Source organism: Paracoccus marinus (assembly GCF_007018965.1).
GTDB classification, from domain to species: Bacteria; Pseudomonadota; Alphaproteobacteria; order Rhodobacterales; family Rhodobacteraceae; genus Paracoccus; species Paracoccus marinus.
This window is the reverse complement of the sequence record NZ_VJYZ01000033.1, coordinates 75,997-87,723: the sequence shown is the minus strand read 5'-3', so window position 1 is coordinate 87,723 and position 11,727 is coordinate 75,997. Positions and strand designations below refer to the sequence as shown.

Below are 11,727 nucleotides of genomic sequence, written 5' to 3'. Positions count from 1 at the left end.
GGAATGGGGGCAGCCACGCGCATGGGCATGCGGATCGGCTGCGCCAGGCTGAGCGCGGGACACCCTCAGCCAGACGTTGCGGATTTCAGCCGCTGCTTGGCAGCCAGCATGCCCTCGTCTTAGCCCGAGGGCAAAATTGTCCCGGGATAGCGCGACAGGCTGGCAACGGTATTGATGCGGGATGCCTTGATCTCGCTTTTTCTCTGCCGCGCTTCACGGAAAAGAACGTCTTCTTCTTCCGTGCGCTTCTTTTTCTTCAGCGAGTCGAAAACCCTCCAGACCCTTGCGGCCTCCGCGCGACGGTCTCGCGTCTGCTGGGTCAGTGCGGCGGCGCCTGGATACTTCGTGAAGGTGCTGATCGCCTTGTCGATATCCGCGGCATAACGGGTGCCCTCGATATAGACGGGATCATGGTAATGGATAACTCTCCCGTCTGTGGCGTTCATTTTTGAAACGTCACGCGCCGCCAGATGCGGCTTGTCCAGATTACGGCTGAGTGAAAGGTTGAAACCGGGTTCCATCACGTGTGCGCTCATGCCCGACCGTGTTATGGCAAGGGGCAACGCAATCTGGTCGAGCCATGGACGGCGATGACGTATCTCGTCATTTCCGTCGATCGCCTTGGCGGTTTCCATCCACATTTCTGCAAACGAAGAGTTCGACGGAAAACTTACGACACCAGCGTTGAAGTACGGAATGCTCTGCAGGTTCGAGCGGCTCAGGGTCACACGTTCATCAGGCACGTCCATGTCGAACATTGCGTAGACACGCGACCAGAGGCTTTGCGGTTTTCCCCACGTGAAAGATCGACATTCAGAGAGGAATACAGTTCCTTCAGAAATTCGGGGACAAACTCGCGCTTGGCGTCGGGGCAGTAGGCGACGAGTTCCACGTCGGGCAGGTGATACCTGGCCGTGCTGGCGAGGATCACGCTGTCCAGAAGCAGCGCAGGCGGATCGATGACGAAGAAAAGTGAAAAGTCGCTCTGTCTTAGCATGCGTTTGACCCCATCCCGCTCATGACGACGGCTTATCGCGGTTCTGACGCGGGTGACAGCCGGTTCACGTAGTCAGCGCCGCCAATAAGCGATGGCCGTCTGCGCGGTGAGTGACCAGATACCAGCAAAATCCAGAGATTGTGGTGCCCGGAGACGGATTTGAACCGCCGACACGCGGATTTTCAATCCGCTGCTCTACCAACTGAGCTATCCGGGCCCCGTTCGGGGTCGGGCCATGCCGCCCGAAGTGGGGCGTAACTAGACAACGCCGTGGCCGCTGTCCAGCCCGAATCGACGCGCCGCCCGGGGCCCTGTCAGTCGTCCCGCGTGGACGGCGGGACCGGCTCGCCCGGGATGGCATAGTCGCCGCGCAGCCACTTCGCCAGGTCCACGTCGGCGCAGCGGCGCGAGCAGAACGGGCGGTATTTCGGGTCCGCCTCCTTGCCGCAGATCGGACAGGCCATCAGCGCCCCCTTCCAACGGCGGCCAACGCCGCCAGCGGCACCCGGTCGCGCTTGCGGCTGAGTTCGTAAAGCCCCATCGCGGTCCAGCCGATCAGCGTCGTTTCGGTCCCCTCGGCGCGGAAAGCCGCGCGCAATGCCTGGTCCAGCGTGCCCCGGTCGCGCTTGGAAATCGGGGCGAAGTCGATCACCACCTGCCCGCCCAGGCCGCGCAGCCGCAGCTGCCGCGGCAGGTCGCGGGCCAGCGCGATGTTGGCCTTGAGCGCGGCGGCGGGCGAATTGTCCGGGCCGGTGTTCACGTCCACGGCGACCAGCGCGCGGGTCGGCTCGATCACCGCGCGGCCGCCATTGGGCAGGGGCACGTCGGCGGACAGCAGCGCCTCGACCGCCTCGCTGACGCCGTGGTCGTCGAACGCGCCAGGGGCATCGTCGATCGCGTCGGGCACCGGGTCTGCCCAGTCGATCCACGCCGCGCGCCACGGCTGCTCGGCGTCCAGCAGCAGTTCGGGCCCGCCCTGCGCGTCGGCGGTGACCTGCATGGCAAGCCCGGCAAGGTCGGACAGCTCGGCCGCGATCTGGTCGTCGTCGGCCAGCGCGGCGGCGGTGCGGACAACGAAGCCCAAGCCCTCGGGCGCGCCCGCATCGGCCAGCGCGGCCTCGCCCAGGGCGACGAGGCGCGCCCGCTCGCCCTCGTCACGGATGCGGCGCGAGACGTTGACGCCCGGCGCGCCCGGCGTCGCGATGGCGCTGCGGCCGCGGAAAAGAACGCGCTGCGTCACCGGAACGGCCTTGCCGTCCTCGACCACACCCGTCACCTGCACGATCAGCGACTGCCCCTCGGCCATGCCCTTGGCCTCGCGCAGAAAGCCGCGCTGGCCGTCGGGCAGGCGCAGGAACACGCCGCCCTGCCCTTTCACCAGCCGGTCCACGACGGCGCGGCAGATCGCGCCCGGCGGCAGCGGCGTCAGGGCGGATGCGTCCAGCGCCAGATCCTCGACCCGCCCGTCCACCATCAGCGCGGCGGCCTCGCGCCCCCAGAGATGCCCCAGAACGACCTGCGTGCCCTTCATGCGCGCCCCCTGATCCCGACCGAGGCCAGCAGCGCCGCGGTCTCCGCCAGCGGCAGCCCGACGACGGCCGTGAACGACCCCTGTATCCACGGCGCGAAGGCCGCGGCGGGCCCCTGGATCCCGTAACCGCCCGCCTTGCCGTGCCAGTCGCCGCCAGCGACGTAGGCCGCGATTTCCGCAGCTGTCAGCGGCCGAAAGCGCACCGTCGTCTCGACCAGCCGGTCGCGCGCGCGGCCCGCATGGACCAGCGTCACCGATGTCATCACCTTGTGCCGCCGCCCGGACAAAAGCCGCAGGAACCCTGCCGCCTCGTCCGCATCGGCGGGCTTGCCCAGGATGCGCCGCCCCGCAGTCACCACGGTGTCGGCCGCCAGCACCGCCGCGTCGTCCGCGCACGGCACCGCCGCCGCCTTTTCAGACGACATGCGCCGCACGTAATCGCGCGGCGGCTCGCCCTTCAGGGGCGTCTCGTCGATGTCGGCGGGGGTCACGGCGTCGGGGACGATGCCGATCTGGGCGAGCAGGTCCAGACGCCGCGGGCTGGCCGACGCCAGCACCAGACGCGGCCGGTCCGAACCCTGCGCCACGTCACTTGAAGCGGTAATTGATCCGCCCCTTGGACAGGTCGTAGGTGTTCATCTCGACCTGCACCTTGTCGCCGGCCAGAACGCGGATGCGGTTCTTGCGCATCTTGCCTGCCATATGCGCGATGATCTCATGGCCGTTTTCGAGCTCGACCCGGAATGTCGCGTTGGGCAGGAGTTCCGTCACGACGCCGGGGAATTCGAGCATCTCTTCCTTGGCCATGATCTCTCCTGAAAGCGCCCCGCTCAGTTGCGGGCCGCTGCGATATGCGGCCGGACCAAGGTTTTTTCAAGCTGATTCGACCGGGCACCCCCGCGCCCTCTCGGGCGGGCGGAAATATCCCGCGGGGGTCCGGGGGCGCGAAGCCCCCGGGAGGGGCGTTTCAGCCGAAGGCCTGCAGCCCGGTGATCGCCCGGCCCAGGATCAGCGCGTGGACGTCGTGCGTCCCCTCGTAGGTGTTCACCGTTTCCAGGTTCGCCGCGTGGCGCATCACCTGGAACTCCTCCGAGATCCCGTTGCCGCCGTGCATGTCGCGCGCCGTCCGCGCGATTTCCAGCGCCTTGCCGCAGTTGTTGCGCTTGACGACCGAGATCATCTCGGGCGCCGCCTGCGCCGCGTCGAGCAGCCGCCCCACCTGCAACGATGCCTGCAGGCCAAGGCTGATTTCCGTCAGCATGTTGGCGAGCTTCAGCTGGAACAGCTGGGTGTTGGCCAGCGGGCGGTTGAACTGCTTGCGGTCCAGCCCGTACTGGCGCGCGGCGTGCATGCAGAACTCGGCCGCGCCCATCACGCCCCAGCTGATCCCGTAGCGGGCGCGGTTGAGACAGCCGAACGGGCCCTTCAGCCCCTCGACATTGGGCAGCAGCGCGTCCTCACCCACCTCGACGTCCTGCATCACGATCTCGCCGGTGATCGATGCGCGCAAGCTCAGCTTGCCCTGGATCTTGGGCGCGGACAGGCCCTTCATGCCCTTGTCCAGCACGAAGCCGCGGATCTTGCCGCCATGCGCGTCGGACTTGGCCCAGACGACGAACACGTCGGCGATGGGCGAGTTGGAGATCCACATCTTCGCGCCGTTGAGCACGTAGCCGCCGGCGGTCTTGCGCGCGGTCGTCTTCATCCCGCCGGGGTCGGAGCCTGCGTCGGGTTCGGTCAGGCCGAAGCAGCCGATGAACTCGCCGCTGGCGAGCTTCGGCAGGTACTTCATGCGTTGTTCTTCCGACCCGTAGGCGTAGATCGGATACATCACGAGGCTCGACTGCACCGACATCATGGACCGGTAGCCCGAATCCACCCGCTCGACCTCGCGCGCGACAAGGCCATAGGCGACGTAGGACGCGCCGAGACCGCCGTATTCCTCGGGGATGGTGACGCCCAAAAGGCCCATTTCGCCCATCTCGCGGAAGATCGCCGGATCGGTGTGTTCCTCGCGGTAGGCATGGATCACGCGGGGCTGCAGCTTTTCCTGCGCATAGGCGCGGGCCGCGTCGCGCAGCATCCGCTCGTCCTCGGCCAGCTGGTCGCTCAGGCGAAACGGATCTTCCCAGTCGAACCGGTTCAGGTCGGGCGCATCCTTGGGCTTGAGGGCCATCGTTTCCTCCTGCGTGACGCCATCGGGATAAAGCCTCCGCGTGCGGGGATCAATGGCGGGTGCCGCACGCCGGACCCGGATCGGGACGCATCCGGGACCCGCATCACGCCCCCGTCACGCAGTTGTCGGGGGCTGTCACGCAGTTGTCGGGAACGCGGCGGGATTTTGGTCGTTACGGTCGCAAGCCGATGGGCGGATCCCGCCTTACACCTGCCTTTCACCCGGAGGATAACATGCGTCGGATCTTCAACAACTCGACGGCGATCGCCGTGGGCGTGGCGCTGATGCTGCCCCAGACAGGCGTGGCCCAGGCCGCGATCACCCCTGTCCCGGACGCCAAGGCGGCAAGCGCCGCCACCGACCGCGCGACCGAGATGCCGGAACTGCACAAGGCGCTGCGGATGGAACTGGACGCGGGCCTGACCGCCGACCAGCTGTCGTGCCCCGGCAACGCGCCGGTGGCGTGCCCGACCACGCTGCGCTTCACCCCGCGCGGGGTCGCGGTCGAGGTGGCGCAGGATGGCACGATCTTCCTTGCGCCGCGGCTGATGCAGACGCACCGGGCCGATGCCGAGGGGAACCTGACGCTCGATCCGAACGCGGTGATGATGTCGCCGCCCATTCCCGAAACGGACAAGACCGGGGCTGCGACCTACGGCGCGCTCACGACATTCGCGCCGGTCGCGCGGACCGCGCAGAATGACGCGACCCCGCCCGCAACCCAGACCGACGCCGCGCCCGCCGCCGTCCCGCCGATCCCCCCGGCGGCCGACCCGCAGCCATCGGCCGAGGCCCCCGCTGCGCCAGAGCCTGAGGCTGCGCCTGAGCCTGCGGCCGAAGCCGCGCCGGCGCCGGCGGCAGAGCCCGAACCGGCCCCGGAACCCGCCGCCGAACCGGCGGCGGCAGCCGAACCCGCCACCCCCGCACCGGAACCTGAGGCTGCGCCAGCGCCCGAACCCACCCCCGAACCCGCCGCCGCGCCCGAACCCGCGGCCGAGCCTGAACCCGCCGCCGCGACCGAGCCTGCTGCCGAAGCCTCGCCCGAACCGGCACCGGCCGACGCCGCCCCCGCAGCGGACGCCCCCAACCCCGATGCGCCCGCCGCCGACCGGCCCGACCCGGCCGCGCTGGAACGCGCGTTGCAGGCCGATCAGAATGACGACGCGGCCAACGACGACTCGACCACCGCCGACGCGGTAACCGAGGCGACGCCAGACGCCCCCGCGCCCGGTTCGGCGACGGACACGCCGCCGACCCCTGTTGCGATCCCGCCCGCGGCCCCGTCGGCAGGGGACGCCGATGCGGTCGCGCCCATCGACCAGAAACCTGCGGTCCCGGTGCCGGACCCCGCAGCAACCGCGCCGGCGACGCCCGCGCCCGATGCGAAAGCCGCCCCTGCGGCGGCCGATCCCGCTCGTCCCGATGCGGCCGAGCTTGAGCGGAAGCTGAAGGAAATTCAGCAAGGGAAAACGGCGACGCCGCCCGCGCCCGGTGCGCCCGGTGCGCCTGCCGCGCCCGGGACCAACGCCACGGCCCCCGGCGCGACGGCACCGGGCGCCACCGCCGGCGGGGCGACGGCCACGCCGACGAACCCTGCCGCGCCCGGTGCCCCCGGTGCCCCTGTGCCGGGCGGACAGACCCCGCCAGTCCCGGGCGCCCCGCAGCCAAACGTTGCCGGAGCCGGGGCAACCGCGCCCGGCGCCCCCGGCGCCTCGACCCCCACCGCCGACCAGCTGCGTGACGCGCTTGGCAAGACCGGTGCCGCCGGTGCGGCGGGTGCCGCCGGTGCCGCCGGAGCCGCCGACGCGGTCCCCGAAACGCGGGCGGCCGTGACCGAGGCCGCCAAGCAGGCCGCAACCGAAACCGCCCCGCCGAGCGCCGCCGCGCTCAGCGCGGACGAGGCGGCCGCGGGCGACATCATCGAAACGCTCGTCACCAAGGAAAACGCCCGCTCGTCGAGCGAGGACTTCGAGACCAGCGTGCGCGACGCCCTGACCGCAGGGGCGACCGGCGCGACCGCCAAGGACGCGGCCCGCCGGGCGCAAGACGGGGCGGAAAACGACGATGACGACAACGACAACAGCGACCTGGCCAAGATCGCGCTGGCGGGCGTCGCCGGGCTGGTCGTCGGGCAGATGCTGTCGAACAACCGGCAGGTCGCGCTGAACACGGGCGACCGGGTGATCGTCACCCGGCCCGACGGCAGCCAGGAAGTCATCAAGAACGACAACGCGCTGCTGCTGCGGCCTGGTGCGACCGTCCAGACGGAAAACTTCCAGGACGGCTCGACCCGGACCAGCGTGCTGCGCGAGGATGGCAGCCGCGTCGTCACGATCCGCGATGCCGACCTGCGGGTGCTGCGCCGCTCGCTCGTACGCGCGGACGGCACCGTCACCACCCTGATCGACGACACGGTCGAGGTGGAACCCGTGGACGTGGCCGACCTGCCGCCGCCCGCGCGCCCGGTCCTCGACACGAGCCGCCCCTTCACCGAGGATGAACTGCGCCAGGCGCTTCAGCGCGAGGTCGGCGTGGACCGCCGCTTCACGCTAAGCCAGATCCGCAACATCCCGGCGGTGCGGGCGCTGGTCGCGCCGGTGGACATCCAGGCGATCACCTTCGACACCGGATCGGCCGCGATCGTGCCCGAACAGGCGCAGCAGCTGTCGGTGCTGGGCAACGTGATCGCCGACGCGGTGCGCGACAATCCGAAGGAAATCTTCATCGTCGAGGGTCACACCGACACGGTCGGCTCGGATGCCGCGAACCTCGCCTTGTCCGACCGGCGGGCCGAGTCGGTGGCGCTCGCGCTGACGGAATACTTCCAGGTTCCGCCCGAGAACATGGTCGTGCAGGGCTATGGCGAGCAGATCCTGCGGGTGCCGGCCGAAGGCGATGTGCGCGAAAACCGCCGCGCCTCGATCCGCCGGATCACGGACCTGCTGGCGCAACAGGAATAAGCGCCGCCCACCCACGACAGGCAAAGGGCCGCAGGTGATCCTGCGGCCCTTCGTTCATCTGGGTATCTATCCTTTCAGCGCCGCCGCCAGACCGTCTGCACCGCCGCGACGTCCGCCCGCGCCTGCAGCGCCCGCGCGGCAGCCGCCATGTCGAACCCCGGCAGCGTGGCAAAGGCATCGGCCAGCGCCGATGCGCCCGCCGCTTCGACCGGGATCAGCAGCGCCTCGCCCGCATCGCTGCGCAGCCGCCAGTGCGGATGCCCGCGCAGGGTCAGAAGCCGCACCTCGACCAGGTCGCGCAGCGCGATCTCGCCGCCCAGCGCCCGCGCGCCGTAGTAGCGGATCGCGCCCTCGATCAGTTCCACGACGCCCGGTGCCGCGATCTCGCGCCGGAACCGCATCCGGCGGCGCGCGTCAATCCCCCAGGCGACCGCCACCACCATGGCCGCAAGGCCCAGCGGACGAAAGACCAGCCCGCCCAGCGAAAACACCCACGCGCCGGCAAGGCCCAGCAACCCGGCCGCGATCACCTCGCGCCAGTCGTGCAGCCGCAGCGCGAGTTCGGGCCGGATCAGCGCCATCGCCGCATGTCAGAGCGGCCGCGACATGTCGCGGTGCGGGATGCCCGCGTCGTCGTAGACCGGACCGAAGGCGACGAACCCCAGCCGTTCATAGAACCCCAGCGCGTGGGTCTGCGCGCCGAGCTTCGCGGTGGTGACGCCGGGCTGCGCGCGCAGCTCGTCCAGCGCAGCCCGGATCAGCGCCGCGCCAAGGCCGGTCCCGCGCTGATCGGCCAACACCGCCACGCGCCCGATCTTGCCCGTCTCGCCCGCCAACAGGATCCGCGCGGTTCCCACCGCCCGCCCCCCGGTCACGGCCAGTAGGTGGATCGCCTCGCCGTCCAGATCGTCGATCTCGAGGTCCTCGGGGACCGCCTGTTCCTCGATGAACACCGCGCGGCGGATCGCGTGGCAGGCGGCAAGATCGTCGGTGCGCGAGATGGAAGGGGCCGAGGTCATGCGAAATACCGGGCGAGGATGGTGTGATAGATGTCCTGCAACTGCCGCACCTGCGCCTGAGGCACGCGCTCGTCCACCTGGTGCATGAAAGCGCCGACAAGGCCGAATTCAAGCACCGGGCAGTGGTTCTTGACGTAGCGCGCATCCGATGTCCCGCCCGAGGTGGACAGCACCGGCACCCGGCCGCACGCCTCGGCCACCACGTCGCGGACCAGGTCCACGAACGGTCCCGGCGCGGTCAGGAAGCTTTCGCCCGAGACGTGGAAATCCAGCTCGAACCGGACGCCGGTGCGTTCCTCGACCGCCGCCGCGCGTTCGCGCAGCATCGCGGTCAGGCTGTCGCCGGAATGAAGGTCGTTGAAGCGGATGTTGACCGTCGCGCGGCCCCGTTCGGGGATCACGTTGGACGCGGGGTTCCCCACGTCGATGGTCGTGACCTGAAGGCCGCTCGGCTGGAAATGCTCGGTCCCTTCGTCAAGCGGGGCGGCGGTCAGGTCGGCCAGCAGCATCAGCAGCGGATGCAGCGGGTTCAGCGCCTTGTGCGGATAGGCCGCGTGACCCTGCTTGCCGATGGCGGTGACGTGGACGGTCAGGCTGCCGCGGCGGCCGATCTTGATCATCTCGCCCATCACCTCGGGGTTGGAGGGCTCGCCCACGATGCAGACGTCCATCCGCTCGCCGTTGGCGTCCATCCAGTCCAGCAGCGCGGGGGTGCCGTCGCGCGACGGCCCTTCCTCGTCGCCGGTGACGGTCAGGATCACGGCGCCGTCCGGCGGGGTGCGGGTCACGAAGTCGATTGCGGCGGCGACAAAGGCCGCGACGCCGGATTTCATGTCGGTCGCGCCGCGCCCCCAGATCGTGCCGTCGATGACCGCGCCGGAAAACGGCGGGTGGGTCCAGTTGTCCGGATCGCCCGGCGGCACCACGTCGGTATGACCGTTGAAGCCGAAGGTCCGCGCACCCTTGGCGCCCCAGCGGGCAAAGAGGTTCGGGGTGCCGTTGCGATCGACGCGGGTGCAGGCGAAGCCCGCAGGCTCCAGCAGGGACTGGATCAGCGTCAGCGCGCCACCCTCCTCCGGGGTGACCGAAGGGCAGCGGATCAGGCGGGCGGTCAGGTCGGCGGCGTCGGTCATCGGATCATCCTGCATGGCGGGGCCGGGCCGCCCGCCACCCGAATCTGCCCCCGTGGGCGGGGCGCGGCAAGGGGCGACGGGTATCGCGCGGGACCGTCCTGTGGCTGGATCGGCAAGGCGCGCCCGTGACCCTTCTGCCACGGCGCCGCATCCCCTTGACAAGATCGGGAACGCACGCCTTCACCAAGCGTTCGGCCAACACGATGTTTCACCGGGGAAAATCCGTCATGAAGACTGCCATTCGCCTTGCCGCGGCCGCTGCCGCCGTCGCGGCCCTTTCCGCGTGCGAGGATCCTGCCGCGACCGCCGCCGCTTCCGGCTGGGAAGGGGGCGTTCCCTACGGCACCTACACCGTCGTCGGCTTCGGGCGCGAGGCCGTGCCCACGCGCGACGGCAGCATCCGCCTGGGGCCGGGCACCATCGCCGGCAGCGGGCCCTGCAACACCTTCACCGCGACCAACACCGCGACCCTGCCGCAGATCCACATCTCGACCATGAACTGGACCGACATTCCCTGCGGCCACAAGGGGTTCGAGGGGCGTCTGTTCCAGGCCCTGACCCAGGCCGAGCAGGCGCAGTGGCAGGGGGGCGTGCTGAAGATCATCGGCCCGACCTACATCACGCTGGAACGCACCGGCGACTGACGCGGACGCAGGACCGATCGGCGCGGGGTCACGCCCCGGATGACCCATGCGCCGACGGACCCGGCGTCGCATTTCGCTGCGACAGGCGCCGCACCAGCCGGTCCCGCGCGGCGGGCAGCGGACGGCCGATCTGCGCCTCGGCGAGGTTGGCGTTCAGGAAATGGCCGGTGACGGCAAGCGCCTGGGCGATCCCGCCGCCTGAGCCGCCGCCCGAGCCGTGGACTGAGCCGCTGCCGGCGCTGCTGTCCGGGCCGCCCAGCAACGCCGGCAGCGGCAGCAGGCGCGGCGCCCATTCCCCTGCCCCCGCCGCGCTGACCGCATGGCCGGTGCGCGGGCTGACATAGGCCAGCCCCTCGGTCGCGCCGGTCACCGCGCAGCGGTCCAGCACCAGCCCGAAGCCCAGCTCGTCCAGAAGCGTCAGTTCCCAACGCAGGTACCGCCCGGCCCAGTCGCCGCCCGCCTGCATGGCATCCAGCAGATCCTCGGTCCGGTCCCACAGATGCGGGTGCGGATCGCGCTCTGGCAGCGCATAGGCCAGAAGCGCGGTCACGGCGTTCAACCCGGCGAGCGTCGCCGGATCGTCCATCAGCCCCGCCCGCGATGCGAGCGGCTCGGCCGTAAAGGTGCCAAGCTGGTCGGCAAGCCGCGCCCGCCAGCGCAGCGACAGCCGGTTGCCGGGTTGCAGCATCGGCCCCCGCCGCGCCCCCGCCCCGCCCGGCACCACCCCGTTGATGACGCCCGCGTCGCGCGCGAACACGGTCAGGATCACCGCCGTTTCGCCATGCTTGCGCCGGGCCAGAACGGTCGCGTCGCCCTGCCAGTCGAGCATCAGCCGGTCACGGCAGGGTCAGCGTCCCGTTCGGCGCGAGCGGCCAGCCCGGGTTGTGCGCGATTTCCCAGACATGCCCGTCGGGATCGGCGAAGTAACCCGAATAGCCGCCCCAGAACACCTTTTCGGGCCGCTTCAGTTCGGTCGCGCCCGCATCCAGCGCCGCCCGGAACACGGCGTCCACCTGCGCCACATCCTCGCAATTCTGCGCCAGCGTCATCGCGCCGGTGCCAAGATCGCCCGCCGCGCGGTTCTGGTCGGCGGCAAGCTCGGCGCGCGAGAACAGCGCCAGCGCCGCGCCGTGCATCTGGAAAAGGTGCAGCCCGTCGGGCGAGCCCGGGTGCGGGACCCAGCCCCATTCGGCATAGAACCGCGCCGCCCGGTCGAGGTCGGCGACGCCCAGCGTAATCAGCGTGACCCGGTTGCTCGGCAGCATGG

The 11,727-nt window shown here is 70.3% G+C and carries 14 protein-coding genes and 1 tRNA gene; 2 read left to right on the top strand and 13 right to left on the bottom strand.

The window, feature by feature from the left end; all coding sequences use genetic code 11:
* Nucleotides 1-119: 119 nt before the first annotated feature.
* The 8 genes from FNF32_RS12650 to FNF32_RS12615 form a co-directional block, all read right to left on the bottom strand.
* On the bottom strand, nucleotides 120-758 hold the full coding sequence (locus FNF32_RS12650; RefSeq protein WP_131674134.1) for a hypothetical protein: 639 nt from the start codon (nucleotides 756-758) through the stop codon (nucleotides 120-122).
* Nucleotides 725-997, bottom strand: coding sequence for a hypothetical protein (locus FNF32_RS12645; protein WP_131674133.1), 273 nt, complete (start codon nucleotides 995-997; stop codon nucleotides 725-727). Before FNF32_RS12645 ends, FNF32_RS12650 begins: the two co-directional genes overlap by 34 nt.
* A gap of 141 nt (nucleotides 998-1,138) precedes the next feature.
* Nucleotides 1,139-1,214, bottom strand: a tRNA-Phe gene (locus FNF32_RS12640).
* Nucleotides 1,215-1,311: 97 nt separating this feature from the next.
* Complete coding sequence (locus tag FNF32_RS12635) at nucleotides 1,312-1,461, bottom strand: DNA gyrase inhibitor YacG (RefSeq protein ID WP_131674132.1); 150 nt, start codon at nucleotides 1,459-1,461, stop codon at nucleotides 1,312-1,314.
* A complete protein-coding gene (locus tag FNF32_RS12630; protein WP_131674131.1) occupies nucleotides 1,461-2,528 on the bottom strand; it encodes a ribonuclease E/G in 1,068 nt (355 codons plus the stop codon). Before FNF32_RS12630 ends, FNF32_RS12635 begins: the two co-directional genes overlap by 1 nt.
* Nucleotides 2,525-3,115: a Maf family protein gene (locus tag FNF32_RS12625; RefSeq protein ID WP_131674130.1), complete on the bottom strand. Its 591-nt coding sequence runs from the start codon at nucleotides 3,113-3,115 to the stop codon at nucleotides 2,525-2,527. Before FNF32_RS12625 ends, FNF32_RS12630 begins: the two co-directional genes overlap by 4 nt.
* A 1-nt stretch (nucleotide 3,116) precedes the next feature.
* Entirely contained in the window at nucleotides 3,117-3,335 is a 219-nt protein-coding gene (gene infA / locus FNF32_RS12620) for a translation initiation factor IF-1 (protein WP_131674129.1), read from the bottom strand.
* Nucleotides 3,336-3,495: 160 nt separating this feature from the next.
* Nucleotides 3,496-4,704 (bottom strand): acyl-CoA dehydrogenase, encoded by a 1,209-nt coding sequence (locus tag FNF32_RS12615; RefSeq protein WP_131674128.1) that lies wholly within the window; start codon nucleotides 4,702-4,704, stop codon nucleotides 3,496-3,498.
* Between the two features lie 233 nt (nucleotides 4,705-4,937).
* Here FNF32_RS12615 and FNF32_RS15770 point away from each other — a divergent pair, with 233 nt between their 5' ends.
* Complete coding sequence (locus tag FNF32_RS15770; protein ID WP_281285680.1) at nucleotides 4,938-7,664, top strand: OmpA family protein; 2,727 nt, start codon at nucleotides 4,938-4,940, stop codon at nucleotides 7,662-7,664.
* Nucleotides 7,665-7,738: 74 nt separating this feature from the next.
* Here FNF32_RS15770 and FNF32_RS12605 read toward each other — a convergent pair whose 3' ends face one another.
* The 3 genes from FNF32_RS12605 to dapE are packed head-to-tail and all read right to left on the bottom strand — an operon-like array spanning nucleotide 7,739 to nucleotide 9,816.
* Entirely contained in the window at nucleotides 7,739-8,245 is a 507-nt protein-coding gene (locus FNF32_RS12605) for a hypothetical protein (protein WP_131673979.1), read from the bottom strand.
* A gap of 9 nt (nucleotides 8,246-8,254) precedes the next feature.
* Entirely contained in the window at nucleotides 8,255-8,683 is a 429-nt protein-coding gene (locus tag FNF32_RS12600; protein ID WP_131673980.1) for a GNAT family N-acetyltransferase, read from the bottom strand.
* The gene (gene dapE, locus FNF32_RS12595; protein ID WP_131673981.1) at nucleotides 8,680-9,816 is read right to left on the bottom strand and encodes a succinyl-diaminopimelate desuccinylase; all 1,137 of its coding nucleotides are present in this window, start codon (nucleotides 9,814-9,816) and stop codon (nucleotides 8,680-8,682) included. The genes FNF32_RS12600 and dapE overlap by 4 nt, the downstream gene beginning before the upstream one ends.
* A 227-nt stretch (nucleotides 9,817-10,043) precedes the next feature.
* On the opposite strand from dapE, the gene FNF32_RS12590 reads away from it, so the two are divergent.
* Nucleotides 10,044-10,460 (top strand): META domain-containing protein, encoded by a 417-nt coding sequence (locus FNF32_RS12590; RefSeq protein WP_185961956.1) that lies wholly within the window; start codon nucleotides 10,044-10,046, stop codon nucleotides 10,458-10,460.
* A 28-nt stretch (nucleotides 10,461-10,488) separates the two neighbouring features.
* Here FNF32_RS12590 and recO read toward each other — a convergent pair whose 3' ends face one another.
* Nucleotides 10,489-11,289, bottom strand: coding sequence for a DNA repair protein RecO (recO, locus tag FNF32_RS12585; protein ID WP_131673983.1), 801 nt, complete (start codon nucleotides 11,287-11,289; stop codon nucleotides 10,489-10,491).
* A 7-nt stretch (nucleotides 11,290-11,296) separates the two neighbouring features.
* The gene (locus tag FNF32_RS12580; protein WP_131674032.1) at nucleotides 11,297-11,722 is read right to left on the bottom strand and encodes a VOC family protein; all 426 of its coding nucleotides are present in this window, start codon (nucleotides 11,720-11,722) and stop codon (nucleotides 11,297-11,299) included.
* Nucleotides 11,723-11,727: the final 5 nt, after the last annotated feature.